This is a genomic window from Rhizobium sp. N621, assembly GCF_001664325.1.
Taxonomy (GTDB): domain Bacteria; phylum Pseudomonadota; class Alphaproteobacteria; order Rhizobiales; family Rhizobiaceae; genus Rhizobium; species Rhizobium esperanzae.
The window spans coordinates 159,716-186,370 of record NZ_CP013497.1; the positions used below are offsets into that span (position 1 = coordinate 159,716).

At 55.8% G+C, this 26,655-nt stretch carries 23 protein-coding genes and 1 pseudogene; 21 read left to right on the plus strand and 3 right to left on the minus strand.

The window, feature by feature from the left end; genetic code table 11:
* The first annotated feature begins 45 nt into the window (after positions 1-45).
* The 7 genes and pseudogenes from AMK00_RS23375 to AMK00_RS23405 form a co-directional block, all read left to right on the plus strand.
* Entirely contained in the window at positions 46-2,604 is a 2,559-nt protein-coding gene (locus AMK00_RS23375; RefSeq protein WP_004673285.1) for a sensor domain-containing protein, read from the plus strand.
* Between the two features lie 352 nt (positions 2,605-2,956).
* Positions 2,957-3,841 carry an MBL fold metallo-hydrolase gene (locus AMK00_RS23380; protein WP_011053353.1) on the plus strand — a complete coding sequence of 295 codons (885 nt, stop codon included), beginning with the start codon at positions 2,957-2,959 and terminating at the stop codon, positions 3,839-3,841.
* A 12-nt stretch (positions 3,842-3,853) separates the two neighbouring features.
* The gene (locus AMK00_RS23385; RefSeq protein WP_004673287.1) at positions 3,854-4,981 is read left to right on the plus strand and encodes a zinc-dependent alcohol dehydrogenase family protein; all 1,128 of its coding nucleotides are present in this window, start codon (positions 3,854-3,856) and stop codon (positions 4,979-4,981) included.
* Entirely contained in the window at positions 4,981-5,775 is a 795-nt protein-coding gene (locus AMK00_RS23390; RefSeq protein WP_018247149.1) for an N-acyl homoserine lactonase family protein, read from the plus strand. Before AMK00_RS23385 ends, AMK00_RS23390 begins: the two co-directional genes overlap by 1 nt.
* A 120-nt stretch (positions 5,776-5,895) precedes the next feature.
* Positions 5,896-6,585 carry a GntR family transcriptional regulator gene (locus tag AMK00_RS23395; protein WP_004673291.1) on the plus strand — a complete coding sequence of 230 codons (690 nt, stop codon included), beginning with the start codon at positions 5,896-5,898 and terminating at the stop codon, positions 6,583-6,585.
* Between the two features lie 129 nt (positions 6,586-6,714).
* Positions 6,715-7,944 (plus strand): alpha/beta fold hydrolase, encoded by a 1,230-nt coding sequence (locus tag AMK00_RS23400; protein ID WP_008534369.1) that lies wholly within the window; start codon positions 6,715-6,717, stop codon positions 7,942-7,944.
* A gap of 189 nt (positions 7,945-8,133) precedes the next feature.
* A pseudogene (locus AMK00_RS23405) lies at positions 8,134-9,171 on the plus strand (IS256 family transposase); the annotation flags it as partial.
* A gap of 489 nt (positions 9,172-9,660) precedes the next feature.
* On the opposite strand, the gene AMK00_RS23410 reads toward AMK00_RS23405, so the two are convergent.
* Positions 9,661-10,428: an SDR family oxidoreductase gene (locus tag AMK00_RS23410; RefSeq protein WP_004671535.1), complete on the minus strand. Its 768-nt coding sequence runs from the start codon at positions 10,426-10,428 to the stop codon at positions 9,661-9,663.
* A gap of 134 nt (positions 10,429-10,562) precedes the next feature.
* Between AMK00_RS23410 and AMK00_RS23415 the strand changes: the two genes are divergently transcribed.
* The 8 genes from AMK00_RS23415 (at position 10,563) to AMK00_RS23445 (ending at position 17,908) form a co-directional block, all read left to right on the plus strand.
* Positions 10,563-11,072: a flavin reductase family protein gene (locus tag AMK00_RS23415; protein WP_008534378.1), complete on the plus strand. Its 510-nt coding sequence runs from the start codon at positions 10,563-10,565 to the stop codon at positions 11,070-11,072.
* A gap of 72 nt (positions 11,073-11,144) precedes the next feature.
* Entirely contained in the window at positions 11,145-11,552 is a 408-nt protein-coding gene (locus AMK00_RS23420; RefSeq protein ID WP_004671531.1) for a carboxymuconolactone decarboxylase family protein, read from the plus strand.
* A gap of 60 nt (positions 11,553-11,612) precedes the next feature.
* A complete protein-coding gene (locus tag AMK00_RS23425) occupies positions 11,613-12,734 on the plus strand; it encodes an LLM class flavin-dependent oxidoreductase (RefSeq protein ID WP_011053356.1) in 1,122 nt (373 codons plus the stop codon).
* A 123-nt stretch (positions 12,735-12,857) separates the two neighbouring features.
* Positions 12,858-14,027, plus strand: a complete 1,170-nt coding sequence (locus AMK00_RS23430; RefSeq protein ID WP_004671529.1) for an ABC transporter substrate-binding protein — start codon at positions 12,858-12,860, stop codon at positions 14,025-14,027.
* A complete protein-coding gene (locus AMK00_RS23435; RefSeq protein ID WP_406869908.1) occupies positions 14,027-15,322 on the plus strand; it encodes an LL-diaminopimelate aminotransferase in 1,296 nt (431 codons plus the stop codon). Before AMK00_RS23430 ends, AMK00_RS23435 begins: the two co-directional genes overlap by 1 nt.
* An 11-nt stretch (positions 15,323-15,333) precedes the next feature.
* Entirely contained in the window at positions 15,334-15,732 is a 399-nt protein-coding gene (locus tag AMK00_RS31260) for a GFA family protein (RefSeq protein ID WP_010029274.1), read from the plus strand.
* Positions 15,733-16,092: 360 nt separating this feature from the next.
* Positions 16,093-16,611: an NAD(P)H-dependent oxidoreductase gene (locus AMK00_RS23440; RefSeq protein WP_004671524.1), complete on the plus strand. Its 519-nt coding sequence runs from the start codon at positions 16,093-16,095 to the stop codon at positions 16,609-16,611.
* A 16-nt stretch (positions 16,612-16,627) separates the two neighbouring features.
* A complete protein-coding gene (locus AMK00_RS23445; protein WP_004671523.1) occupies positions 16,628-17,908 on the plus strand; it encodes a bifunctional 3,4-dihydroxy-2-butanone-4-phosphate synthase/GTP cyclohydrolase II in 1,281 nt (426 codons plus the stop codon).
* Positions 17,909-18,144: 236 nt separating this feature from the next.
* On the opposite strand, the gene AMK00_RS23450 is transcribed toward AMK00_RS23445, so the two are convergent.
* Both AMK00_RS23450 and AMK00_RS23455 read right to left on the minus strand, forming a co-directional pair.
* Positions 18,145-19,251, minus strand: a complete 1,107-nt coding sequence (locus AMK00_RS23450) for an NAD(P)-dependent alcohol dehydrogenase (protein ID WP_004671520.1) — start codon at positions 19,249-19,251, stop codon at positions 18,145-18,147.
* 364 nt (positions 19,252-19,615) lie between these two features.
* Entirely contained in the window at positions 19,616-20,245 is a 630-nt protein-coding gene (locus AMK00_RS23455) for a 2,3-bisphosphoglycerate-dependent phosphoglycerate mutase (RefSeq protein ID WP_008534389.1), read from the minus strand.
* A gap of 255 nt (positions 20,246-20,500) precedes the next feature.
* Between AMK00_RS23455 and AMK00_RS23460 the strand changes: the two genes are divergently transcribed.
* Genes AMK00_RS23460 through AMK00_RS23485 form a run of 6 tightly spaced genes read left to right on the plus strand, consistent with a single transcriptional unit; the run spans position 20,501 to position 26,618 of the window.
* Entirely contained in the window at positions 20,501-21,589 is a 1,089-nt protein-coding gene (locus tag AMK00_RS23460) for a substrate-binding domain-containing protein (protein ID WP_064811973.1), read from the plus strand.
* 55 nt (positions 21,590-21,644) lie between these two features.
* Positions 21,645-23,174 carry a sugar ABC transporter ATP-binding protein gene (locus AMK00_RS23465; RefSeq protein ID WP_004671513.1) on the plus strand — a complete coding sequence of 510 codons (1,530 nt, stop codon included), beginning with the start codon at positions 21,645-21,647 and terminating at the stop codon, positions 23,172-23,174.
* 12 nt (positions 23,175-23,186) lie between these two features.
* Positions 23,187-24,128 carry an ABC transporter permease gene (locus AMK00_RS23470; RefSeq protein WP_004671512.1) on the plus strand — a complete coding sequence of 314 codons (942 nt, stop codon included), beginning with the start codon at positions 23,187-23,189 and terminating at the stop codon, positions 24,126-24,128.
* 5 nt (positions 24,129-24,133) lie between these two features.
* Positions 24,134-25,132 (plus strand): ABC transporter permease, encoded by a 999-nt coding sequence (locus AMK00_RS23475; protein ID WP_026188838.1) that lies wholly within the window; start codon positions 24,134-24,136, stop codon positions 25,130-25,132.
* 58 nt (positions 25,133-25,190) lie between these two features.
* Positions 25,191-26,294, plus strand: a complete 1,104-nt coding sequence (locus AMK00_RS23480) for an NAD(P)-dependent alcohol dehydrogenase (RefSeq protein WP_004671507.1) — start codon at positions 25,191-25,193, stop codon at positions 26,292-26,294.
* A gap of 12 nt (positions 26,295-26,306) precedes the next feature.
* Positions 26,307-26,618 carry a putative quinol monooxygenase gene (locus AMK00_RS23485; protein WP_004671505.1) on the plus strand — a complete coding sequence of 104 codons (312 nt, stop codon included), beginning with the start codon at positions 26,307-26,309 and terminating at the stop codon, positions 26,616-26,618.
* The last annotated feature ends 37 nt before the right edge of the window (positions 26,619-26,655 follow it).

A 26,655-nucleotide genomic window follows, 5' to 3' on the forward strand; every position in this document is an offset into this window, starting at 1 on the left:
CGCAAGACGGCCTTCACCGTGGGCTTACTGGTAAGGAGCTTCACGATGAATTCGACTTTACAACCGCTTTGGCAACGCTCCTTTTTTCAGAAAAGGCGCAATCGCCGGAGAGACGAAGCGCTGCATCATGATACCTCAGCCGACCGAGGAGCGCTGCTTGAAGCATTGATCGGCGTGTTGCCCCTCCCAATTTTCTTCAAAGATCTGCACGGTCGCTATGTCGGTTGCAACAAGGTTTTCGAAGATCTCCTCGGTCGCTCGCGCGACGAGATCATCGGGAATACAGATTTTGATCTCAGTTCAACGCAACTGGCGGAAATTTATTCTATTGAAGAGAAAGGCCTTCTTGAAAGGGGTGGAGCCCAAGTCTCCGAGCGTAAGATCGCTCTCGCAAACGGCGCCATCCTGGATGTTGTCTGCAACAAGGCAGTTTTCAGAGGTCACGACGACGAGCCCGCGGGTCTGATTGGCGTTATCATCGACATAACCGAACACAAGTTGGCGGAGCAGGAACTCAAAAACGCTCTCGAACTAGCCCAAGGGATCGTCACCGCTATTCCAGACGTTCTGTTTGAGGTCGACGAGGATGGGCGATATCTTCAGGTCTGGACCAGAAATCCCGAACTACTAGCCCAGCAGCGGGAAATGCTACTGGGTAGGACGGTCGACCAAGTTCTTGCGCCTGATCAAGCGGCTATTGCAATGGAGGCGCTTCGAACTGCAAGCAGTGAAGGAGTTGCCTACGGTCGATGCATTAGCGTATCCTTGCCAAACGGCGAGACCCGATGGTTCGAGTTGTCGGTGGCTAGACGACCAAGCGCCGATCCTGACGCCGCCACCACGCTCCTGGCATTTTCGCGTGATGTCACGGAACGAAGGCAGGCGGAAGACGCCATCAACTCCGTGCGGACGCAATTGCTAAGTGTGCTGCAAACCATTCCTGACATGGTTTGGGTAAAGAATGTCGATGGCGTACACCTGTTGTGCAATCATGCATTTGAGCGGCTGACCGGGAAATCGGAGGCGGAGGTCGTTGGAAAAACGGACCTTGAATTGTTCGGGGCTGAGAGAGCTCACATTTCCGGAAAATCTGATGAGGCCACGATCGAAGCCGGTGGCATACTTATCGACGAGAATTGGGTGGTTTCCCCGGAGAACGGTCAGTCCATTCTTCTCGAAACACGTAAACTTGCGGTCCTCGGCGCCGGGGGAGAGGTTACAGGAGTCCTCGGGGTCTCTCGCGATGTCACGGAACTGAACGCCTCGCGGGAAAAAATCAGGCAAATGGCCTTTTACGATCCGGTGACTTCTTTGCCGAACCGCTTGCTGTTTAACGAGCGATTGCAAAAGGTCGTCAGTGACGCGTCGTCTCAACGTCGGCGGACAGGGGTAATGCTGATTGACATCGACCATTTCAAAGTCGTGAACGATACGATGGGTCACCCTGTGGGTGATCAACTACTCTGCCAGGTCGCTACCCGGCTTAAGAAATCTGTCCGCGATCTCGACACGGTTGCGCGTCTCGGCGGCGACGAGTTCGCGATTCTGTTGCCGGAAATCCAGACAACCGACGATCTCGATTGGGTTGCGTGCTCGATCCTCGAGAGATTCAAGGAATCTTTCCTATTGGATGGCAAGGAAGTCTACGTGTCATGCAGTGTAGGCATCGCGATCTCGCCCGACGACAGCACAGATGTCAACGATCTGGTGAAATACGCCGACTCTGCGATGTATCTTGCCAAACGCTCGGGGAGAAACAGTTTTCGCTTTTATTCGAAGGATTTGACTGTGGGCGTGGAGGAGCGCATGCAGTTGGAATCTGAATTGCGCCGCGCTATCGAGCGCGAAGAATTGGAGCTGCACTACCAGCCCAAGGTGCTTCTGGACAGCGGCGTAATGATAGGATCGGAAGCGTTGTTGAGATGGCCTCATCCCGAGATGGGCATGATTCCGCCGGTTCGATTCATTCCGGTCGCTGAGGATACCGGGCTGATCGTTGAACTCGGGCGATGGGTGCTGCGTGAAGCGTGCAAGACGGCGAAGGAGCTGAACGCCGATTGCCACCACCTGCACAAGATTGCAGTCAACCTTTCGGGTAAGCAATTCCAATGCTCACGGTTGGTAAACGAGATCGCTGCAATCCTCGGTGAAACCGGTTGCCGCGCGGAATGGATCGAAATCGAAATCACGGAGAGTCTGCTTCTCGATCGGAAGGGCGAGACCCTGCAGACGCTTCTTAAGCTGCGTCAAATGGGATTTTCGATTGCTATCGATGATTTTGGCACCGGTTACTCGGCGCTCAACTATCTAGCCCGCTTCCCGATCGACACGCTGAAGATCGATCGGTCATTCATAAATAGCTCGGACAAAAGGAACGAAGAATTGGTCAAAGCGATTCTGTCCATTGCACAATGTCTTGGGCAGGACGTGGTGGCGGAAGGTGTTGAGACCGCCGAGCAGGCAGCATTTCTCGCAGCGAACGGATGCGGTTCGGCGCAAGGCTTCTTTTACAGCAAGGCCCTGCCGAAGATGGAATTGATCGCTCTTTGGGTGCGCGCGTCCGCCACCGGCTTCGTTTCAGATCGTTACGCCGCTTCGCGATGATGAGCGCGAATAAGGGAAAATGTCACCTGTCTGATGGACGGTGATGCGGTGCGCGCTGTGAGACAACTCAACTTGAGCCTCGTCAATCTCTGAATGTCTGCGGTTTTTCGCGGAACAGGGGGCAACGCTGGGTCAACGACCATGCGTTGTGCGGCCCCGCGAGCCGCATTCTCGAATGCTCTGCTCCTACTGCGCGGCATTCGGTAGGCCGGGGAAAACGCGGTACACCGGCTCCTAAAGCAAGGCAGTCGCTCTCGATATGGCTTTCTTCAAAAATATTTGACAGATTATCATACAATCTGCCAAAAATGTCGCCAAGCACCTGATGGGAGGAAAATCAGTGTCTCTTAGTATGCATCACCTGGCCAAGCTTCCGTATTTTTATCCGTTCGAATTTGGCGATGGAAAAATCACGGTACTGTCCGACGGGCCGTTAGAGCTAGGAGATCCTCGCCTGAACTTCTTGGGGGTAGAGCCACGCACGGTCAGCCTGATGCTAGAGGACAATTTCCTGCCAACGAACAAAGTTGTACTCGAGCAAAACGTGCCGCTTGTTGAGATAAATGGAAGAACAATTCTATTTGATACCGGGATGGGGTCTTCCAAAGCTTTCGGGCCCACCACAGGTCGACTCCTAGCCAGCCTGAGAGAGGCAGGTCGAGATCCGACGGAGATCGATGCGGTGGTTCTGTCGCACGCCCATATCGATCATATCGGCGGTCTGTGCGATGCCAATGGAAGGTTAAATTTCCCGAACGCCGACATCTTCATCAGTGAGCGAGACTTCACGGACTGGACGGACGGGTCGTCGATCGATTCTTCATTTCAATTTCAAATCGATAACGCTCGGCGAAACCTGCTTCCCCACAAGGATCGGACCTTCTTTTTCAAAGACGGCGAGGAGTTCTTGCCGGGCGTTCACGCGATTTCGGCCCCCGGCCACACGCTCGGTCATCATTGTTTTATGCTGCAGTCGGGAAACGATCGCCTCTGTTTTCTCGGCGACCTTACGCACCATCATATCCTGTTGATGGAGAGGCCGATGATGGAATTCCGATACGACACGGACCCGAAGCTGTCAGCTAGATCCCGCACGCGCGTGCTTGATATGCTGGCGACAGATCGCATTGCGGTAATGTCCTATCACTTCGCATGGCCAGGTGCCGGGCATGTGGTGCGAAACGGAGACGGATTCCGCTATATCCCCTCTCCAATGCAGTTGCTTGCACATCGATAAGGAATTTCAAAGATGCAGATGCGTTCGGTAATCCTCAGGGAGTCGGGTCTGCCGAAGCCCTATTCAAATTCGAAACCTCTTAAGATTGAGCTTGTGGAACTGACGCCGCCTGGCCCCATGGAGGTGTTGGTCAAGATCAAGGCTGCCGGTGTCTGCCACTCTGACCTGTCCGCAATCAATGGGGACAGACCGCGTCCGCTTCCAGTCGCTCTAGGCCATGAGGCATCTGGCGTCGTCGCAGCAATCGGACCGAGTGTCGAGAAGGTTGAGGTTGGTGACCATGTAGTCATGTCATTTCTGCCGGTTTGTGGCCATTGCTCATATTGCGCTGAAGGCCGCGCCAGCCTCTGCGAACCGGGCTACCAGGCCAATGCTGCAGGAACGCTTCTATCCGGCGGCAAGCACATCCGTTTGAGAGGATACGAAATTAACCACCATAGCGGCGTTTCTGCGTTTTCCGAATATGCTGTCGTGTCGGCGAGCTCGGTAGTCAAAGTGACCAAAGATATCGATTTGGCGACAGCTGCTCTCTTCGGCTGTGCCGTTATGACCGGCGTTGGAGCTGTGATGAACACGTGTGGGGTCCGCCCAGGCCGTAGTGTGGCGGTAATCGGGCTCGGCGGCGTAGGCCTTTCGGCGATACTTGGCGCTGTTGCGAGCGGTGCAAGCGATATCGTGGCGATCGACCTAATCCAAGCGAAGCTGGATCTTGCCAAGGAGCTGGGAGCGACGAAGACTTTTTTGGCCACCTCGCCGAATATTGTTGCCCAAGTAAAAGGCGCGACAAGCGGCGGGGTAGACTACGCGATAGAGATGGCTGGATCCAAAAAGGCATTCGAGCTTGCATATGAGATTACCCGGCGCGGAGGGATGACCGCTACGGCCGGACTGGCCAGCGCAAATTCCCGTTTCGAGGTTTCGCCCTTGCCGTTGGTCGGAGAGGAGAGAACGATCAAGGGCAGCTATATGGGTTCCTGCGTGCCATCGCGCGACATACCCCGCTATATCGACCTTTACCTCAAAGGTAAGCTGCCAGTGGACAAATTGCTGTCGAGCACTGGCCCCCTTGATGAGATCAATGAGGTTTTCGACCGTCTTGACAGGGCCGAGATCAATCGACACCTAGTCTTGATGGACTGATGGCGGGGAGAATTCTCTTGAACGAGTGGACAGTGCTCGCCATCCATTACGGCACCGCGCAAAGACCAGTAAGTGACCTGATACTAGAGACGAATGACATTCATGATCGTCCATCACAAATCGACTACTTCGTGTGGCTGATCCGTCTCGAGGACCGATTAATTCTTGTTGACACTGGTTTCGAAGCCGGAGAGGGCGCGGCCAGAGGGCGGACCCTCTTGATCCATCCGGTGGCAGCACTGAGCAGCCTTGGCATCAAATCCAGCGAAATTACTGATGTCGTTGTGACACACCTGCACTACGATCACGCCGGAAACCTCCCGGCCTTTCCTAACGCCACTTTTCACATTCAGGATCGGGAGATGGCGTATGGAACGGGGCGGTGTATGTGCCATGAGCGAATGCGTCGGCCTTTTGCTACAGAAGGTGTCGTCGACGCGGTCCGGCTCGTTTTTCAGTCACGGGTACGGTTCCATGATGGGGATGGGGAAATTGTTCCTGGATGCAGGGTGCATCTGGTTGGCGGTCACTCGAAAGGTTTGCAAGTTGTTACGGTGGCAACAGGCGGCGCTTTGCTGGTTATCGCTTCCGACGCGCTTCATTTCCAGCACTATCTTGAAAATGACGGCGCGTTTCCCCTGTTTGCAGATTACCTAGAGGTCATCGAGGGTTACAACAAGCTCCGCGTCCTTGCCGGAGCAAACGGACTCATCATTCCGGGTCATGACCCTGAGGTGCTACAGAAATTTTCTCCCCTTGCGCCAGACCTCCAGTTCGCTAGAGTTCTCCTGTGACCCACAATAAACCGATTGAAATTTTTTGCTGTTTGCAGACAATCGGGTTGTCCTACGAAACGCTCCGGCAGTATATTGATTCTGTGCGTCACTAGAAATTTCATCGAAGGTTTGTTGTGAATGGGAACGATCGACCTCCAGATTAGACGTCAAAACGCCTCTCTTCGAATCCTTGTTGAGGATAAGCTCCGGCAGGCTATTTCAAGTGGCCGTTTCAAGCCCGGGCAGCGGCTGGTGGAGCGCGAGTTGTGCGAACTTATCGGGGTTGGCCGAACTTCAGTTCGCGAGGCGCTACGCCAGTTAGAAGCTGAAGGGCTTATTACTAGCTATCCGCATCGGGGGCCGGTTGTCAGCACTATCAGCTACGAGGAGGCTAGGCAGCTTTATAGTGTACGCGCGCTGCTTGAAAGCTTTGCCGGCCAGGAGTTCGCCGAGAACGGTTCGAATGAAGAGATCGTTGCTCTCCTCGAGACCGTGGAAGCGTTCGAAGCCGCAGCCAAGAGCGGTTCCGGAACGCGGATCATCGAAGCCAAGACCGCTTTTTACGATTGTTTGATGACCGGCAGCAAGAACGTGTTTGTGAAGCAAATGCTCACGTCGTTGCACAACCGGGTCACATTGTTGCGGATGACATCGATGACCCAGCCAGGGCGGCTGCAGAACAGCGTTTTCGAAATAAGAGAGATTGCGGCCGCTATTGCGTTGCGTGATGGCGACAGGGCAGCCGCGCTTTGCAAGCGCCATATCGAAATCGCGGCTAAGGTGGCGTTGGACTACTTGAGCAAGAACCCCGTCGAAACCTCCGAGTAGTTCCACAAAACGAAGTTCAGGCGACGGCTAAGGTTGACAGATTGTCTGAAAATCTGCTTACCTCTCTTATGGGAGGTGAGACACAGGAAGTGCGGCTTCCCAACAACATCATTTTGTTAGGGAGGACGTATGGGCGCCCATGCCGAGCTGATTAAACGCGTAACCCTGGCGATCGAAGATCCGGAGCTACCGCGACTGACCCCAGGTCTTACAACACGGATCTCGTTGCAAGTTGGACCAGAAAAGTCATCACTTGCTGTGGGAGGCGGGATAGTCGCACTGGACGGCGCGGACGAAAATGCTGACGTCATACTGAGTGCCCCAGAAGGAGCTTGGGAAAAGGTTATGCAGGTGCCGCCGCCGGCAACCTACCATTCGTTCACCGCCTTTCAACTCGCTAACCCTGAGTTCACGTTATCTGGTTCGCCCGTAGCAATCGCTCAAGCGCGTCCCGCTCTGGAGCGACTGTTCGAAATCGTCGTAGCGTCTCCGCCCCTAGTTGCGCCGAAGGTCGATCGAAATATTGAACAGGTCACCGGACGCTATAAGCGGGTAGAGGTCGGCGGCGTAGAACACGATATCTTTTACGAGGAAGCCGGTGCAGGAACTCCTATCCTTTTCCTCCATACGGCTGGCGCAGACGGCCGTCAGTTTCTACCGCAACTCTCCGACACTGGGTTTGCGCGTACGAACCGATTGATCTCAGTTGATCTGCCGTTTCACGGACGTTCGATGCCTCCTTTAACTTGGGACGGCTCGCCCTATCAACTCACAACGGATCTCTACCTGACCTGGTGCACGGCGATACTCGACCAGCTCGTCGGAGACAGAGCTATCGTCGTTGGAGGATCTATGGGCGCGGCGATGTGCATGGTGCTGGCGGCGGAGCGACCGGAACGTCTAATGGGTGTAATTGCGGTCGAGCCGCCGTTGAAGTCAAAGGGCCGTCGCAACCCCTTTCAACACAACGTCAACGTTCATGGGTCGCTTCATAACTCAGCCTATGTCCGCGGAATCATGAGCCCGCTCAGCCCGCAAGAAGAGCGACGCCGCGCCAGTTGGATCTACTCGCAGGGTGCTCCTGGAGTTTATCCCGGCGATCTTTCGTTCTACAGCGACGAGTTCGACGGTGCCGTCGTCGGTCCGAAGATTGATGCCAAGCGAACACCGACCGTTCTTCTCTCCGGGACCTATGACTACTCTGCGACGCCTGCAGACGGAGCAGCGCTAGCGGCCCTCATTCCTGGCAGCCGTCATGTCGTTATGGAGGGGCTTGGGCACTTTCCGATGTGCGAAAATCCTGACTATTTCCGGAGCTTCTTGCAAGACGCTATTCGGTTCGTCGAAGATAACGGCTGATCACAAAGCAACCGCGTTGGCCATTTACCGATCGTGTCCCAGTACGTGGCGTAGGTGACGGTAGGGAGTAAAGCCGAGCGCCCGCGCGCTTCTCGTTGCGCTGTAGCGGGTGATCGGCTTTGCGGGCGGCCATCAGTGTTTTCCGCTAGGGTCGGGTTGTTCAAGACCAACCTGACGGAAAGATCACCGATGACCAATGACATGATGAACGTGCGCTCCCTTGTTGAGAAGAGTGCCGATGCAGATTTGTTGCGTGAGATGATTGGCTTTGCCGCCGAGCGGCTGATGGAGTTGGAGGTCGGCTCGGCCACGGGTGCTGACTTCGGTGTGAAGAACCCCATGCGGCTCACTCAACGCAATGGCTACCGTGACCGCGATTGGGAGACGCGGGCTGGCACCGTCGAGCTTCGCATTCCGAAGCTGCGCAAAGGCAGCTACTTTCCGAGCTTCCTTGAACCGCGCCGCATGGCAGAGAAAGCTCTGACGGCCGTTATCCAGGAAGCGTATATCCAGGGAATCTCGACTCGTTCTGTCGACGACCTGTGGTGGATGCGACCTATCTCAAGGTCCGGCGTGGCGGCCGCATCGTCTCAGTCGCCGTCATTATCGCGGTCGGCGTCAATAACGACGGTCGGCGCGAGGTCCTGGGTATGGAAGTTGGCACCTCGGAGGCCGAACCGATCTGGACGGAATTCCTGCGCAGGCTAACGCGCCGCGGTCTACGCGGGGTGAAGTTGGTTGTCTCTGATGCACATGAGGGCATCAAGGCTGCCGTTTCCAAGGTTCTCAATGCCACTTGGCAAAGGTGCCGGGTTCACTTCATGAGGAACGTGCTCGCGCATGCTGGAAAGAGCGGCAGGCGGGTCGTATCCGCCTTCATCGCGACGGCCTTTGCCCAGGAGACCCCGGAGGCAGCAAGCCGCACAATGGCGCAGTGTCGCCGATCAAATCAGGCCGAAAGTGCCGAAGCTTGCCACCATCATGGACGACGCTGAAGAGGACGTGCTCGCCTACATGACCTTCCCCAAAGAGCACCGGGCAAAGCTGCACTCGACGAATCCAATTGAGCGTCTCAACGGCGAAATCAAGCGACGCACCGAGGTCGTCGGCATCTTTCCGAACGACGAAGCCATCGTCCGTCTCGTCGGCGCACTGCTGCTCGAACAGAATGACGAATGGGCCGTTCAACGCGCCAAGTATATGACGCTTGAGACCATGGCCCAAATGAGATGAGCCCCAAATCAGCCTGCCCCGCTGTGGCACGCTGATATCCCCTTCCGACCCATGTCGGGAAAGCACGGCCATCAGCCGCGACCTACACCACCTCCCGGGACACGATCGTATCACCTTGTATTCCGGACTAAACTTATGCCGACAGCGTTGCGATAGAGGGCATTCGGAACCAGCATGCGGCTATTCCGGAAGGTCGGCACTCGCATGACGTCATCTGACCGACATCGTGGGGTTATTCGACAAAAATTGCGAAATGTCCTTGATCCAGTTTCCGCTGTTAGATCTAGTTGTCGCCGGCAGTCCTTCTCCTTCTCTATCATATTTGCTGGAGCGTGCCGCAAGTCCGACAAGAGCTGCGCCTAGGCCAACAGCTCTGTGCTGTCATTGACGGGTTAGGAACACGTCAATGATCAACGAGGCTGGAGCCTTATACCCGGTGTTCCTGCCTCAAATGTAAGGGCATGACGAGTGCCGCCCTTTCCTTCACTTGACCAGGTGGTTTCCGATCGAGGAGCCGCCATCGACCGTCAGAATGCTACCGGTCGCGAACCTCGAACGATCGGACGCAAGAAAAAGCATTGCTTCAGCAATCTCTTCAGCTGTCCCCATCCGATCCATGACGGCACGGGCGTTGAAATCGCTGCGAAGCTTCGCGGGGTCCTTCGCTTCGGCGAAGATTTTCGTGAAGTAAGGAGAGTCGATTGTCCCTGGAGCGACCGCGTTGACACGAATTCCCTCTTTCGCATGATCCATGGCCATCGCGCGCGTCAGCGAAGATATTGCTCCTTTCGATGCTACGTAGGCAGTCCTGTCTGCGATTGCTGAGGTTGCGGTGTAGGAAGTCGTATTGATGATCGAACCTCCGCCGTTCCGTCGCATAACAGGAATGACGTACTTTGAGCAAAGGAAGATCCCTTTGACGTTTACGGACATAATCCGGTCCCAAGTTTCTTCAGGAATGGTCACCACATTCCCCGTCGTTCCGAACCCGGCATTATTGACGAGCACGTCGACCCGGCCCCACTTTGCGGTCGTCTTCTCAACCATGCTTTCCGCGTCCTTGGCGGACGAGACGTCGACGCGAACACCGAAAGCCTTCGAGCCGATCTCGTTCGCCACACGAACCGCGGCGTCTTCATTGACATCAGCAACAACCACATAGGCGCCGTTCTTTGCGAAAAGCTCGGCTGTCGCACGACCAATGCCGCTGCCGCCCCCTGTGACGATACAAACTCTTTGATTCAAATCCATCGACCATCTCCTCATTTTTGGGTGCCTTAGAAGACATTTTAGCAGACAATCTGTCAATTGTGAAAATCCAGTTGACAGATTGTCTGCTGATCTGTTTATCTAGGCTCGATCGAATTTGGCCGTGGGAGGACAATATGGCCGATACCAGCACTGAGGCGCAGTTGGCTTTTAAGGCAGCTATGCGTCGGTTCACATCAACCATCTGCTTGATCACGACCGAACTCAACGGGGTCCGTCATGGCATGGCCGCCACCGCGGTCCAGTCGGTTACCGCGGACCCACCAACTGTTCTTGTCTGCATCAACCAATCGGCTTCGGTGAATCAGCCTTTGAAGATCTCCGGGAAGTTCGCCGTGAACATGCTGCATCTTTCACATGCCGATCTTGTGCCGCTGTTCAGTGGGCAATTGAAGGGTGAAGAGCGCTTTCATTACGGCGAGTGGCTGTCTCTCGACGGCATGCCGGTCCTGTCCGATGCGCAGGCGGCGTTTGTCTGCAAGCTAAAAGATGTCGTTCACGTTGGAACGCATGATGTTGTGCTCGGAGAAGTGCTCGAAGCACGGTTCATCGAGTCAATCGCGCCGCTTCTCTACGAAAACGGTCAACTCGTCAGGTCGTCGTCCATCAGTGGATCGGCCGCATAGTAGGTGGCTTTAACCACCAATCACATCACTCATCGAAAGCCCAAGGGCGGCAAGGAGAAAAGCGTGAGCAATATGGCACCCGCAAGAGAAATTCATGGACGTGAAGTCACAGAGCGCTTTGAGCGCGGACTAAAGACCCGGCGCGAAGTCTTGGGGGGGGGCTATGTTGATGCGTCGGTCAGCAAAGCCACCGACTTCAATTGGCCGATGCAAACCCTCGTCACAGAATACTGCTGGGACGCGATTTGGAATCGGCCGGGCCTGGAGCGCAAGCAGCGCAGCATCCTCAATCTCGGGATGATTTCGGCCCTCAATCGTCCGCATGAGCTGAAACTGCATGTTCGCGGAGCAATCAACAACGGTCTTACCAAAGAGGAAATTCGGGAGGTTTTCCTCCAGGTTTCGATTTACTGCGGTGTTCCTGCGGCCATCGACAGCTTCCGCGTGGCAGCGGAAGTTTTCGACGAGATGGGCATCTAGTTATTCAACGCATTTGAGTGGGCTGAGCATCATCCGTTGCCAGCCCGAGGAGGGACTACAGTGACCGCACAAGACGATTTCCGCGCTGCCGGAAACCCAATGTTCAATGATAACAAGCTCAAGCTCGGCGTATTTGGCACGAATTGCTCGAATGCATGCGCGATTACGCTCGCTGAGACAACGTTCGAACCTACCTTCGACCACAACGTCGAGATTGCAAAGAAGCTTGAGGCAGCCGGTTGGGAATGCATGGTGCCGATTGCACGCTGGCGTGGTTTTGGCGGTCCTTCAAACTTCAATGGCGTGAACATGGATACGTTCACCTGGGCGGCCGCTCTCGCGGCGGTCACCACGAAGCTCCAGTTCTTCTCAACGACTCACATTCCGACGCTAAACCCGATTGTTGCAACCAAGATGGCGACAACAATCGATCACATCTCGAAGGGTCGATACGGCCTCAATCTCGTTACCGGCTGGTTCACTCCCGAAATGGAAATGTTCGGAGTTCCTATGATGGAGCACGACACCCGCTATGAATACGCCACTGAATGGATGGATATCGTCGAGACGCTCTGGAAACGCAATGGCGTTACCTTCGAAGGCGAGTTCCTCAAAGTCAAAGACGCCTTCAGTGAACCCAAACCCTACAACAAGGCGGGTCGCCCGCTCCTGATCTGCGCCGGCGCCTCGGGCAAGGGACTGCATTTCACCGCCAAGTTCTGCGACTTCAACTTCGGCTTCATGCAAGACATGGAATCCGGCGCTGCCTGGGTCAAAAAGGTGAAGGACCTGGCGCGTACTGAATATAACCGTGATCTTGGCACATTCACAGCTTGCCCCGTTATCGTTCGCGAAACGGAGAAGGAAGCAAAGGAATACTACGACTACTACGTCAACCAGAAGGGTGACTGGGAGGCATGCGAGAACATCTGTGAAGTTCTGCAGGTGCAATCTCAAAACCATTCTGCCGAAATGTATCAAAAATTCAAGGAACGCTTCGTCGCTGGCTGGGGTGGATACCCGATCGTCGGCAATCCAGAACAAGTCGCCGACAAGCTCGTGGATCTCAGCAATACAGGCGTCAACGGCGCCTTGCTGACAATGGTCGATTACAACGAGGAACTTCCCTTCTTTAACGACCGTGTCATGCCGCTGCTCAAGCAAGCCGGTCTGCGCAACTGAACCAGTCCTCGGGACGGCGATTGCCGTCCCGACACGAACTCTGCCAGATTCTGGCAGGATTTTCGCGGCTGGCGGCCAAAGGGGCCGGCGGTTGAGCGGAACCACAAGGGGAGGAGGCCCTGAATGCTGAAGAAAATCGTTGCAGCGCTTTTTACGCTGTCGAGCCTTTATCACATGAACGGCGTGGCGAAGGCTGACGGCCTCGATTCGTTGCCGCCGGACCAAAAGGCGCTTTACGAGAATATCGATCCCGCCATTCCGCTCGGGGGGACGGTGTACAAAGATTTTGTTCCAAAACGTCCACCGCCGTGGAAAATTGGTTATGCATCCACATATGCCGGTAATACCTGGCGCGCGAACATCCTGGACGAATTCACCAACGTATTGCTTCCGAGATATAAGGAAGCAGGCCTAGTCTCCGATCTAATCGTCACGCAGTCTGACCTCAAAGACGCTGTCCAAATCCAGCAGATGCGGCAGATGGTTGACGACGGTGTTGATGCGATCGTCATTTGCTGCTCGAACATTACCGCACTTAACAAGACCATAGAGTATGCTCATTCGAAAGGCGTGCCAGTCTTCTCAGTCTCGGGCTATGTCACATCACCCTACGCAATCAATGCCACAGAGAATAACACCGACGGTGGCTACAAGGCTGCTGAATGGCTTGCCAAGGAAATCGGTGAAAAAGGCAACGTCCTGATGGTATCGGGCATCCCCGGTTTCGCATCATCGGACAGCTTCGACATCGGCGCGAAGAACGCGTTCGATAAATTCCCCGGTATCAAAATTGTAGGCACGATAGCTGGCAAATGGACCGACCAGGTCGCCCAGGTTGAGGTTCAGAAGTTTCTTGCCACCAATCTTGCTGAGGTTAATGGCATTCTCGTTCAGTCCGCTTCAGAAAACGGTGTCGTGAACGCAGTACAGCAATCCGGCCGCGACATGATGCCTATCGTGCTCGGGGGTGAGGCTTCGGCAGCCTGCTACTGGCGTAAGAACCCTGATTTCATAAGCAAGAGCTTCCATTTCTGGCCGCCGCGGTCTGATGCCCGCCTTGTGTGGGACGTCATGATGCGAACGCTCGAAGGCCAGGGACCAAAGATCCAGTCGATTCTTCGTCCTGCGCTTCCTTACACCATTGATGACGTGAAGGAAGTGCTGAAGGAAGATTGCGATCCCAATTCCACGGATTGGATCGAGCCGAAGAACAACGGCTGGTGGCCTGCAGACGTCGCTGCAAACTACTTCGAACGTCCTGAAGATCCGTTAGCTTGGCGGCCGAAGAAGTAATGAATGTTCTCCGGAAGGAGACCTCCCAGCCTCCCGCGTCGGTTTCTATAATCGGCGCGGGAGGTATCTGCGATTTGATTGGAAATAGTGTGCTGGACTTTCACAGAATTCAACGTTTGCCGCCTTATGTTTTCGAACAGGTCAACCGTTTGAAAGCAAGCGCGCGAGCGGGCGGCGCCGATATCATTGATCTCGGCATGGGAAACCCCGACCTTCCCACTCCTCAGTCGATCGTCGACAAGCTGTGCGAGGTCGTGCAGGATCCGCGCACCCACCGCTATTCCTCCTCCAAGGGCATTCCGGGGCTGCGCCGTGCCCAGGCCGCCTATTATGCCCGCCGTTTCGGTGTCAAGCTCAACCCGGATACCCAGGTGGTCGCCACCTTGGGCTCCAAGGAAGGCTTCGCCAACATGGCGCAGGCGATCACCGCGCCCGGCGACGTGATCCTCTGCCCGAACCCGACCTATCCGATCCACGCCTTCGGTTTCCTGATGGCGGGCGGCGTGATCCGCTCGATGTCGGTTGAGCCGGATGAGAGCTTTTTCCCGCCGCTGGAGCGGGCGGTCCGGCATTCGATCCCGAAGCCGTTGGCGCTGATCCTCAACTATCCGTCGAACCCGACGGCCCTCGTCGCGACGCTCGATTTCTATAAGGACGTCGTCGCCTTCGCCAAGAAGCATGACATCATCGTGCTTTCCGACCTTGCCTATTCCGAGATCTACTTCGACGGCGCTTCGCCGCCATCGGTTCTCGAAGTGCCGGGTGCAATGGATGTGACCGTCGAATTCACCTCGATGTCGAAGACCTTTTCCATGCCCGGCTGGCGCATGGGCTTTGCCGTCGGCAACGAGCGGCTGATCGCGGCGCTCACCCGCGTCAAGTCCTATCTCGACTACGGCGCCTTCACGCCGATCCAGGTGGCCGCGACCCATGCGCTGAACGGCGACGGTTCCGACATTGCGGAGGTTCGCAACGTCTACAAGCGTCGCCGCGACGTCATGGTCGAAAGCTTCGGGAAGGCCGGCTTCGACGTGCCGCCGCCGGCTGCCACCATGTTCGCCTGGGCAAAGATCCCGGAAAAGTTCCGTCATCTCGGTTCGCTGGAGTTTTCCAAGCTGCTGGTCGAGAAGGCCGACGTCGCCGTTGCACCGGGTATCGGCTTCGGCGAAATGGGCGACGACTACGTCCGTCTGGCGCTCGTCGAGAACGAACACCGCATCCGCCAGGCTGCGCGCAACATCAAACGCTGGCTTAGCGGCGACGAGAAATTTGAAATCAACGTAATGAATCAGTGAAAGGATACCCGATGCCAATCTTCGGATCATGCCAATGCAAAGCGGTAACGTACCAGGTTCAGGAAATTGATGGACCCATGTGGAATTGCTTCTGTCAAACATGCCGGAAGTCACACGCCGCTGATCACAATACCGCTGCGAAGGTGAAAAGCGAGCACTTCAAGATCCTTACAGGCCAAGATACGCTTCATAGCTTCGAATCGACGCCTGGAAAGCTGCGGTGGTTTTGTTCGGTATGTGGCTCGCACGTTTATGCGGAGCGGCCGGCCAGCCCGGAGCTCAAAGTCGTTAGAGCCGGCACGTTCGATACCGATCCTGGAAGTGTGCCGATGTCAAACGTATGGGTATCGCATGCGGAACCTTGGCTCGCCCATGATCCATCGAAGGCAAGCTCACCAGAGTTCCCGTAAGTGACCGGGATACTACCTGTCGTAACTGAGGTGGAGCCACGGCGACCGTATATCAAGCGGCAACGCCTCATTCCGTGTCCAGGAGGTTCTAACGCAAACGTGCTGGGTCGGTAAAAGCGGCAGGGATTGCAGACAGTAGGTGCGCTTGCACGGCGAGCCCACCCATTGAGAGAATAAAGTCGTACGAGACAGAAGACTTCTGCGAAGCAATCCAGCCTTCGAGGTTGGGAAATTACGGGTTGTGAGGGCTCAGGACACCGCAGGACTATTTTTGCCCCCACGGGTCCTCAACGACCTCCATTGCGGTGTGAGTGAAAATTGTAAGATTGTCTTATGCGAGAATGTTGGGAGTCCTGTGACATGAAAGTTGTTGTAATAACGGGGAATTTATCGCGCCCCTCGAAAACCCGGGCCGTAGCAGACTTCATGGTGGATCGGGTGCGCGCGTCCGGCAACGAAGCAAGCTGCTGGGACCTTGTCGACCTTCATCCGCACCTTGGGGCAACAGTGTTGCCCTCCAGCGCCGCTGAGATTGTTAAAGCGGCACTCAACGATATTTTGGCTAGTGACGTGCTAGTTGTTGGTAGTCCGGTCTACAAAGCATCTTACACTGGGTTGCTGAAGCATTTATTCGACCTTGTCGACATGAAAGCGCTTAAGGGCCGCTATGTGATCCCTTTTGCAACCGGTAAAGCATCGAGTCACAAGCCGCTCGTCGAAGCCTCGATGGAAGCCTTATTCGACTTTTTCGAAGCGCAAATACATAGCCGTTTCATTTTCGCTCTCGATGAAGATTTTCAGAACGATGCTCTTTCTGAGAACCTGCGCGCGCTTGTCGACAGAGAGCTCGATGCCGCGCGTCGCGCCGTCAGCCCATAATAAGGAGGAGGATTCCATGTCTTTTTCGAGCATAGATGAGGCGATCGAGGCGATCGAAGCGGGCGAGATGGTTATCGTGGTCGACGACGAAAACCGGGAGAATGAAGGCGACCTAGTCGTTGCTGCCGAAAAAATAACAGCTGAGCACATCGCTTTCATGATGAAATATGCGAGAGGCCTTATCTGCGTGCCACTTCCAGCCGAACGTCTCGACAAACTCGAGATCCCCCTGATGGTCACACGTAATTCGGACTCACTGCAGACGGCATTTACCGTTTCCGTCGATTGCAAACACGGCACAACGACAGGGATTTCAGCCGAAGATCGAGCAGCAACCGTCAAGTCGCTCATCGATCCGCAGACGCGGCCGGAAGACCTATCGCGACCGGGTCACATTTTTCCTTTGCGTGCAAATCGTCTCGGTGTCCTGGGCCGTCCTGGCCACACCGAAGCTGCCGTGGATCTTGCACGACTTGCCGGCCTGGCGCCGGCTGGCGTAATCTGCGAGATCGCCAATGACGACGGAACCATGTCTCGACTGCCAGATCTCGAGAAGTTCGCAATCGAACATGGCCTGCACATAGTAACGATCGACGCTTTGATTGAGTACTGCAGGAGTCGTGATACGAGGGTAAAGCGTTACGCGCAGTCCTTTATGCCAACGCGGTTTGGGGATTTCAAGGCAATTGCTTATCGCGATAGTTTGACGGGAACGGAACACTTAGCTTTGACACTTGGCGAGTTGTGCGAGAAGGAAGACGTTCTGGTACGGGTGCATTCTGAATGTCTGACAGGTGAGGCGTTCCGGTCCATGCGATGCGACTGCGGTCAACAGCTCGAAATGGCTCTTCGGGCGGTCCAGTTAGCGGGCGCTGGTTGCGTGATCTACATGCGTGGGCAAGAGGGGCGTGGCATTGGCTTAGGAAACAAAATTGCGGCTTACAGCCTGCAGGATCATGGTCGTGATACTCTTGAGGCAAATCGGGAACTCGGCTTCGCATCTGATTCCCGCGAATATAACGCAGCGGCGGATATCATCCGCGACCTCGGTATCGGCAGCGTTCGGCTTCTGACCAACAATCCTACAAAAATAGAGGCGCTGCGAACGTCAGGCGTCATCGTGTCGTCTCGCCAGAGTCTGATCGCCGCATCTAGCGCGTCCAACATCACTTATTTTAAGACAAAGCGCGATCGGTTTGGCCACCTGTTGGACCAGGACACGTCAGCTGAACACGTCGGCCGGAGCAACGTCTTTTCAGTGTTTGGCGCGCAGGTGTTCTCTGGACCCCTTGGATAACGGAGCCGCCCTCGCCACTTACCTGCCGGTGATTGTAGGGGGCCGCCTTTGACCGGCAGAGTCCTAGAGCTTTTGCGTGGGCCCTGCCAGCACATCATTCGTGCAGGCCTATCGGAGTGATGTGGCCCGCGATTGCATCGAAAGCAGCGTTCGACCATATCTCGTCTTGAGCACGGCTGTTCCGACGGATCGCATTTAATCGCGGTCCGTCTTGTCTTTCGAAAAGTCTCGCAAAACTAATGCTTCATGCGAAGGATCGGCTTAATGACTTTGCCGCTCTCGGAATCAGCCATCGCCTCGTTGATCTGGTCGAGGTCATAGAACTGAACCAGTTTGTCGAACGGGAAAAGTCCCTGCTGCCAATACTCGATCAACTGCGGGACGAACTCGGACGGAACGCTTTGTCCTTCGACAACGCCGATCAATGTGCGGCCGAAAAGGAAGTTCCCGATATCGATCGTGCCTTCAGTGCCGAGAGCGGACGAGCCAACGAGACCGCATGTTCCCGGCGTACCAAGGCAGTCGACTGCCTGACGGAAAACTCGCGGCGAACTCGTGCATTCCAAGCTGAAATCAACGCCTGCGGGGACGATCTTCCTGATCGCGGCAACGCTGTCCAATTTGCGGGCATTTATCGTGTGCGTCGCCCCGAGTTCGCGCGAAAGTTCCAGCCGTTCATCGTTCAAGTCGATCACGATGATGGTCGCGCATCCGGCGATTTTCGCGGCCATCGTAGCCGCCATGCCAACCGCACCAGCACCGAACACTGCTATTGACGAGCCGGGCTTCGGCTTGAGGCAATTCAGTACCGCGCCAGCACCGGTCTGAAGCCCGCACCCGAGCGGTCCGATCAACTCGAGTGGAACATCCTTTGCAACCTTCACGGCGTTTCGTTCGCTGGCGATGGCGTAGGTTGCAAATGACGACTGCTCGAAGAAGCAGCCACTAATCTGTTTCCCGTGAGAATCATGGATCGGGCAGGTGCCATCCGGACGAGTGCCGCGGAAATTGCGACCGAAGAAGTCCTCGCAGTAGAAAGGTGTACCGGAAAGGCACTTTTCGCACTTGCCGCAATAGGCGTAGCTCAAAGCAACGTGATCACCGGGCACAAGATCTTTAACTGCGCTCCCGACGGCCTCGACGACGCCAGAGCCTTCGTGTCCCAACACAACAGGTTGAGGTACGTCATATCCCTGGTCCCTGACCACCAGGTCGGTATGACATACCCCCGATGCGACGATGCGGACCAAAATCTCGTCTGCACGAGGTTCCTCAATCCCTATGCACTCCAAGATCAAGGGCTTCGCCTTTTCGCGCGAGACCGCCGCATATGCCTGCTTCATGTAACTGTTCCTCCAAGGCTCACAACGCAATTCGCGCGAACGTACTCATCGTCAGACAATCAGTCAATAATTACTCTATTAAATTAGATCAGTTCAACCGGAGCAGGGCTGCATTTTTGCAAAGTCACGAGTGAACGCTGATTTGAAGTGATCAAAGGGTTCCGATGCATGTTCGAAAGGGAGCATGCGTCTTGTCCCGCTTTGGGCTGAAAGATCGGCTGACGAAAATTTAGTAGCAACGTGTGAGGCGAGCCGGATGGCGTCGCTTGCCGACGTCGAGCCGGTTCTGAAGGCTATCGACAGCTTCGAGACACCGGTATTGCCAAGTTCAACCGACTACAAACGATGCTACTGCCAGCCAGGCTTAACAGACAGTACCAACCAGGACGTTAGTCTTCTCGATGATCGAGAGGTCCGACGCAATCCGGTATACAGTTGGCGCGGCGGTCGGTGACTCAATAGCGAGCGTATCCTGGATCGTGAGGCGTTCGATGCCCTGCTTTAGTGACCTGATCGTATTCCCGTGGGCCACCACAAGAACCGATTTCCCTCTCAACAAGGGGGGGAACACTTCGCTTATCAAAAAGGGCAGAACCCTCGCGCTTATGTCCCGTATGCTTTCTCCCCCAGGTGGTGGAGTGCTGTACGAGCGGCGCCAAACCTGGACAACATCCTGGCCCCACCGCTCACGTGCCACGTTCTTGTTGATGCCGGTGAGCTGTCCGTAGTCGCGTTCGTTCAACTCGGTTCTCCTGATTGGCTCCAGCAGATCGCCGTTGGTTTCGTTCAAAATCGCTCTGCAAGTGTCGACTGTGCGCAAGAGGGCAGAGCTAAACGCAATATCGAACGAGATGCCGAGGTTCGCGAGCAGTGAGCCGGCTCGCCTGCTCTCAGACCAGCCCTCCTGTGTGAGCGGCACGTCGCTCGTACCCGTGAACTCCCCGCGCGCGTTCCCTTCGCTTTGGCCATGCCGGACAATCACCAGAGTGGACATTCATAACCCTCCCATCGATTTAGCGAACACGAATATTGTCGCACCATCGGACAATCCGTCAAGTGCGACTATGTGCAAGTGAAAACAAAACGATGTCGAAAAAACAAACGTCGAAGTTTATATTTATTGACAGATTGTCTGATAGCTCATACCAATGCACTCCGCCGTATTGAGGAGAGTCCGGCACGGCTTGGGAAGGCAAGGCTCTCGCCTTAACAGACAATGCCGCCCAGAGCGGCCGGAGGAGGAATTTTCATGAAGAGACGTACATTTCTACAAGCGAGCGGGGCAATTGCTGTAGCCGGCACGTTCGGAATGCCGGGGATTCTTCGCGCCGACGACGCGATCAGTATCCTACCTGACACTTGGCCCTCCGAAGGCGCCAACCCAATTGTCGACGCGGGTAAGTTCAAGAAGTCAGGCCCGTGGAAGATCGGACACAGCCACTACGGCCTCGCTGGTTCAACGCATACCTACCAGACGGCGTTTGAAGCCGAATATGAAATAAAAAAGAACAAGGATCGGATCGCTGATTACCAGTTCCGGAGCGCTGATCTCAATGCCTCCAAACAAGTTGCCGATATCGAGGATCTGATCGCCCAGAAGGTCGATGCGATCATCATCGCACCGCTAACCACCGGTTCCGCCGTCGAGGGCATCAAGAAGGCAAAGGCTGCTGGCATTCCAACCGTAGTCTATCTCGGACGCGTCGACACCGAGGAGTTTACGGTTCAGGTCCAGGGCGACGACTTCTATTTCGGGCGCGTGATGGCTCAGTTCCTCGTCGACAAGCTTGGCAACAAGGGCAAGGTATGGGTTCTGCGTGGCGTCGCCGGGCATCCCATCGATGCAGATCGTTATGCAGGCGCCATGGAAGTCTTCAGCAAGTCTGGACTTCAGATCACGTCGACCCAGCACGGAAGCTGGTCTTATGAGGACTCAAAGAAGATCGCCGAAAGCTTGTATCTCTCCGACCCAGATGTCGCGGGCATCTGGACCGATGGAGCCAACATGTCTCTTGGCGTTTTGGATGCCTTGCAGGAGGCTGGCGCCTCAACGATCCCGCCAATCACGGGCGAAGCACTTAACGGCTGGATGCGTCGTTGGAATGACGAAAAACTTTCCTCGATCGGTCCGATTTGCCCACCCGCTCTGTCTACTGCCGCGCTACGGGCCGCCTTCGCCTTGCTGGATGGGAAGCCGATTCAGCGTAACTGGACGAACCGCCCCAAGCCGATCACCGACGAGACGCTCTCCCAGTTCTATCGCGCAGATCTCACTGATGCGTACTGGGCGCCGACCGAAATGCCGAACGAAAAGCTCCTTGATTATTTCAAGGCTTGATGAACTACGGGCACGATCACTCGTGCCCGTATCCCTGTCGAAGATGGAAATTCCCATGAGCACGCTTGTCGAGATGGTCGGCATCAACAAATCGTTTGGTTTCACGAAAGTCCTTTCGGACGTTCGCTTTTCCCTGGAACGTGGCTCCGTGCACGCTCTGATGGGGGAAAACGGCGCGGGGAAGTCCACCCTGATGCGTATTCTGGCGGGGGTATATCAGCCGGGCGCAGGAAGTGTTCGGCTCCGCGGGGAGGAAGTCAATTTCCGTTCCCCTAAGGAGGCACGGTTGGCGGGAGTGTCGACGGTGTTTCAGGAGTTTACCCTGATCCCCAATCTCACCGTTGCTGAGAACATGTTCCTGGGCCACGAACCTCGTCGCATTGACGGTTCGATCGATAGCGTCGAGGTAGTGAAACGCGCTCGCGCTTTGCTGGCTGACGTATTTCCACAGCTCGACGCAACCGCGATCGTCGAGACACTGACTGTCGCGCAGCAGCAGGCAGTAGAGATCGCGAAGGGACTTACGTCGAACGCGGACGTATTCATCTTCGACGAGCCAACGGCGGCGTTGAACTCGACCGATGTCGCGCATCTTTTCAAGGTTATCCGCGACCTTAAGGCTCAACATAAGGCTGTCGTCTACATCTCTCATCGCATGAATGAAGTCTTCGAACTATGCGACACCATCACCGTCATGAAAGATGGCGCTTGGGTAAGGACTGCAAGAGCGCAGGACTTCAACTTGCAAACGCTGGTAGCGACAATGGTTGGTCGCGAACTTCAGAACTTCTTTCCGCCGCGCTCGCAGGCCACCGGAGCGGCAATGCTGGAGGTTTCGGACTTGCGCCTCGACGACAGCAGCTCGACAGTCACTTTCGTTGTCAGAAAAGGTGAAATCATCGGGCTGGCAGGGCTCGAAGGACAGGGCCAGCGAGAGATAATGCGTGCCATTGTGGGCGTTGAATCGCCAAAGGCCATCGCCGTGTGGCGTGCCGGCCCCGACAACAGCATGCACGTGGTGAATGTAGGGTCAGGGTTCGCTCGCGCGGTCGCATCAGGAATCGGTTTTATCCCTGAGGACAGGAAGCAGGAAGGGCTGTTCCTGCGCCTGCCTATCTACGACAACATCGCGCTGGGAAAACAGCTCAATCGGAATATGGCAAGCGTTGCGTGGCGATCGGTGTCGAGGGTCCGCGAGGTGATCAAGTCGTTACGAGTTGCGGCCGCCGATCCCAATGCGCCCGTAGGTAAACTCTCGGGCGGGAATCAGCAGAAGGTGCTGCTGGGCCGCTGGTTGCTCTCCGGAGTGGACATCCTCGTTATTGAGGAGCCCACGCGCGGCGTCGACGTCGGTGCAAAGGCAGAGATTTACAGATTGCTGCGGGACTTCAGTGATCGTGGCGGTGCGGTCGTGGTTTCGTCGCGCGAGCACGCTGAGCTTATAGGGCTCTGCGACAGCATTTTGGTCGTTCATGACAGGAAGATCGTCGGGCAGATGTCCGCAGAGGGGGCGACCGAGGAAAGAATCCTCGAGACTGCGCTGGGGGCGAGTGCGTCACCGGATCCCCGTGCTGCGGTGCATTGAGGAGGATAACTTATGAATTCATTTGCCAGTCGCCTGAAGCTCCCTTATCGCGCGGGAGCGATCGGGCTTTCCATTGGAACGCTCCTGGTGATGGTTGTCGCCTCGGTAATATTATTGCCGGACTTCATGGATCCGGAGAATTTGTCTAATCTCCTGGCGCAATCGACGGTGCTCGTCATCTCGGCTCTCGGTCAGACGTTCGTCATTCTCACTGGCGGCCTCGACGTGTCGGTTGGGTCCGTCATCAGTCTAACGACGACGATCATGACGCTTGATCTTCCTGAGATAACCCGCGTGCTTATCTGCATCGCGGTGGCGATGGGGTTCGGAGTAGCGAACGGTTACGGTGTCGCGCGCCTCAATGTACATCCAATCATCATGACGCTGACAACAATGGGCATCGGCCAAGGTATCGCGTTGATCATTTTGCCAATCCCAGGCGGGCGCGTGCCGGAGTGGCTTTCCGGCTCGGTAGCCGGATCCATCGGCCCCGTACCTAACTCATTGTTTTGGTTGATCACGGCATCGCTCTTCGCATCCTGGATTCTCTATCGTCGTCCCTTCGGCCTCTACCTCTTCGCTTCCGGCGGCAATGACTTCAACGCACGGATGAACGGTGTTCCCGTCGAGCGCACCATCATCAAAGCGTATGTTCTTTCCGCTCTATTCGCATGCGCTGCGGGGATGTTTCTTGCAGGTCGCCTTGCATCGGGTGATCCTAAGGGCGGCGCTTCATTCGGGATTGAGTCTGTAACGGCTGCAGCATTGGGTGGGGTCCACCTCGCCGGGGGCATCGGAAGCATTGTGGGAACCGTCGTTGGCGCGGCGATCCTCGGGACAGTGAATAATGTGATGAATCTGGCCAACGTCTCTGCATTTCTTCAGTCGGTCGTCAAGGGTGTGTTGCTTCTCGTACTCGTCGTTTCGCAGCGACGCAAAACAATCGGACTTTGAAAGAAATGGACTTCTCGATGACCACATCAGACTCGAAAACTGAAGCACCATCTCGCTCATTGAGGGGTAAGAGCGCCATTTCGTGGATACTCGGGCTACCGCCCGCATACTATGTGCTCGCAATCCTGGTTGCGGTTGCTCCAGCAGTGAGCGCCACGCTCATAAATCCCAACTACTGGTTTGTAATCCTCAAGCAGTCAGCGCCGCTCGGGATCGCGGTGCTCGCCCAGTCGCTTGTCATGCGGGTGCGATCCATCGATCTCTCTGTCAGCGGTATTTTCGCGTTCGCGATTTATCTGGCCAGCTCGGGCCAGCTCAACAACTATCCACCGCTAATGACCGTCCTCATGCCTGTTGTGATTGGGCTAGCTGTGGGGGGTGTAAACGGAATACTCGTAGCATACGTGCGCGCTTCTGCCGTTATCTCCACACTAAGTGTTTCGGCCATTCTGATTGGGATCGTCCAATACATGAGCGCCGGCCGCGCGCCCGGTTCAACGCCAAGCTGGCTTCGAATACTTACGAGCGGCAATATCCACGGCCTTTCCTATTCCGTGGTCCTGTGGATCGTCATCGCCGCCCTGATTTCTATCGCATTTCGCTTTCTCATCGTCGGGCGTTACTTCAGGGCCGTCGGCGACAATCCGAGGGCGGCGGAAACTACAGGAATTCCGTTGGCACGTACGATTTTTGTCTCGCACACGCTCGCGGGCGCCCTGACAGGCATCGCGGCCCTGGTCCAGGTATCCGCGTTGGCGGTCGGCACCATCAAGCCAGGCTTCGACACCTTCATGAATGCTCTCGCCGCCACGATCCTCGGCGGTGTGACGTTCGGCGTCGACCGGGGCGGCGTCGCCGGGCCGTTCGTTGCCGTCGTTGCCTTCAGCTTCCTGTTCGCGATGCTGACCGTCTTCGGCATCCAGGAGCCGGGCAAGCTTATCGTCCAGGGCGTGATCATTGCATTTGCCGCAATCATCTACGGTGCGCGCGCGGGTCGCGTCTAGTCCGTCGGGCCGATCAAGTCATTCCCGTAGCAATTGCGGGAGAACGCAGGAGAATATAATGGTGAAAATCACTGCGGCTGTCGCCGTGAAGCCAAAGAGCCCGCTGGAGTTCCGTGAACTCGAACTGGCTGACCCCGAAGGCAACGAGATCCTGGTTCGCACGGTTGCGAGCGGGATCTGCCACACGGACTTGCTGCTTCGCGACGGTATTTTTGGCCCGCCGGCACCGGTGATCCCGGGGCACGAAGGCGTCGGCGTCGTCGAGGCGGTCGGACCAGAAGTTCAGAGCCTCAAAGTGGGTGATCACGTCGCACTGAGCCAGAGCTCATGCGGATTCTGCGCCGACTGCCGCCGTTCTCACCCAATGAACTGCCAAAATTATACCCAGTACAATCTTACGGGGCTTCGTCCGAATGGTAAGAAGGCATTGCTCTGCGATGAAGTTGGCATTGGCAGCAATTTCGTGGGCCAGTCGTCCTTTGCGACGCATATCCTTGCGACTGAAAACAATGCAGCGCTTTTGCCGAAAACAGACCTCGACCTTACCGACGCTGCGCCACTCGGGTGCGGCATGGCAACGGGTGCAGGAACAGTGATAAACGCGATGAAGCCGGAAATAGGGTCGACGATAGCCGTTTTCGGCGCAGGTGCTGTCGGCATGGCCGCCGTGATGGCCGCCAAAGTTCGTCGGTGCAGCAAGATTATCATCATAGATCTGAATCAGCAGAGGCTAGACATGGCCATGGGGCTTGGTGCCACACATGCGATCAACGGCAAAGATCCCGACGTAGTCAACCAGATCCATGCGCTGACGGGCGGCGGTGCCGACTTCGCGATCGACGCAGTTGGCATCATTCCGGTTATTCTGAACTCGATCAAGTGCACCCGTGCCGGCGGGCACGTTGTCTTGCTCGGCCTCGACGCGCTCGGGAACGACATTCCCATCCCCCTCGATCTAATGGTGTTCAATCGCAAGATCCAGGGTGCGATCCTTGGTGATCAGATTCCACAGCTGTTCATTCCGCAGATGATGGATCTTAATCAGGCTGGGCTTTTCCCCTTCCAAAAATTGATCACCAAGTATCCCTTCGAGAAGATCAACGAAGCGATCGCGGACGCCGAAGCCGGGCGAGTGATCAAGCCGGTCGTCGTTTTCAATTAGGAGCCAGCGCAAATGACATCGAAGAAGTCAGAGGAACAGCACCTTGTCGTTGAATTCAAAACCACGTCCCAAAATCGAAATCGCGTAAAAGAACTCCTTCAGGAATTCATTGGACCCGCCCGCGAAGAGTCTGGTTGTCTCTACTACGACCTCTACCAGCGGTCGGACGATCCGAACACTTTCATCATCTTAGACGGCTGGCAGAATGAGGCGGCTGTCGTTGGCCATGGCGAACATCCTAATGTCAAGCGGGTGCTGGAGCCTCTTCTTCCACTGTTGGTGAGTCCACCGTCGATTAATGTAAATACCCGTATCAGCGACTGATCGGGCGCAATGGCCATTTCTACGAGGCGCGCGCCCC

Bases quoted from the DNA above. Each gene is read 5' to 3' on its own strand.
- AMK00_RS23455 (WP_008534389.1), bottom strand. From the start codon at position 20,245: ATGTCCACTCTGGTGATTGTCCGGCATGGCCAAAGCGAAGGGAACGCG.
- AMK00_RS23435 (WP_406869908.1), top strand. From the start codon at position 14,027: ATGAATGTTCTCCGGAAGGAGACCTCCCAGCCTCCCGCGTCGGTTTCT.
- AMK00_RS23465 (WP_004671513.1), top strand. From the start codon at position 21,645: ATGAGCACGCTTGTCGAGATGGTCGGCATCAACAAATCGTTTGGTTTC.
- AMK00_RS23410 (WP_004671535.1), bottom strand. From the start codon at position 10,428: ATGGATTTGAATCAAAGAGTTTGTATCGTCACAGGGGGCGGCAGCGGC.
- AMK00_RS23390 (WP_018247149.1), top strand. From the start codon at position 4,981: ATGGCGGGGAGAATTCTCTTGAACGAGTGGACAGTGCTCGCCATCCAT.
- AMK00_RS23385 (WP_004673287.1), top strand. From the start codon at position 3,854: ATGCAGATGCGTTCGGTAATCCTCAGGGAGTCGGGTCTGCCGAAGCCC.
- AMK00_RS23470 (WP_004671512.1), top strand. From the start codon at position 23,187: ATGAATTCATTTGCCAGTCGCCTGAAGCTCCCTTATCGCGCGGGAGCG.
- AMK00_RS23475 (WP_026188838.1), top strand. From the start codon at position 24,134: ATGGACTTCTCGATGACCACATCAGACTCGAAAACTGAAGCACCATCT.
- AMK00_RS31260 (WP_010029274.1), top strand. From the start codon at position 15,334: ATGCCAATCTTCGGATCATGCCAATGCAAAGCGGTAACGTACCAGGTT.
- AMK00_RS23420 (WP_004671531.1), top strand. From the start codon at position 11,145: ATGGCACCCGCAAGAGAAATTCATGGACGTGAAGTCACAGAGCGCTTT.
- AMK00_RS23415 (WP_008534378.1), top strand. From the start codon at position 10,563: ATGGCCGATACCAGCACTGAGGCGCAGTTGGCTTTTAAGGCAGCTATG.
- AMK00_RS23375 (WP_004673285.1), top strand. From the start codon at position 46: ATGAATTCGACTTTACAACCGCTTTGGCAACGCTCCTTTTTTCAGAAA.
- AMK00_RS23460 (WP_064811973.1), top strand. From the start codon at position 20,501: ATGAAGAGACGTACATTTCTACAAGCGAGCGGGGCAATTGCTGTAGCC.
- AMK00_RS23400 (WP_008534369.1), top strand. From the start codon at position 6,715: ATGGGCGCCCATGCCGAGCTGATTAAACGCGTAACCCTGGCGATCGAA.
- AMK00_RS23395 (WP_004673291.1), top strand. From the start codon at position 5,896: ATGGGAACGATCGACCTCCAGATTAGACGTCAAAACGCCTCTCTTCGA.
- AMK00_RS23480 (WP_004671507.1), top strand. From the start codon at position 25,191: ATGGTGAAAATCACTGCGGCTGTCGCCGTGAAGCCAAAGAGCCCGCTG.
- AMK00_RS23450 (WP_004671520.1), bottom strand. From the start codon at position 19,251: ATGAAGCAGGCATATGCGGCGGTCTCGCGCGAAAAGGCGAAGCCCTTG.
- AMK00_RS23430 (WP_004671529.1), top strand. From the start codon at position 12,858: ATGCTGAAGAAAATCGTTGCAGCGCTTTTTACGCTGTCGAGCCTTTAT.
- AMK00_RS23380 (WP_011053353.1), top strand. From the start codon at position 2,957: ATGCATCACCTGGCCAAGCTTCCGTATTTTTATCCGTTCGAATTTGGC.
- AMK00_RS23485 (WP_004671505.1), top strand. From the start codon at position 26,307: ATGACATCGAAGAAGTCAGAGGAACAGCACCTTGTCGTTGAATTCAAA.
- AMK00_RS23440 (WP_004671524.1), top strand. From the start codon at position 16,093: ATGAAAGTTGTTGTAATAACGGGGAATTTATCGCGCCCCTCGAAAACC.
- AMK00_RS23445 (WP_004671523.1), top strand. From the start codon at position 16,628: ATGTCTTTTTCGAGCATAGATGAGGCGATCGAGGCGATCGAAGCGGGC.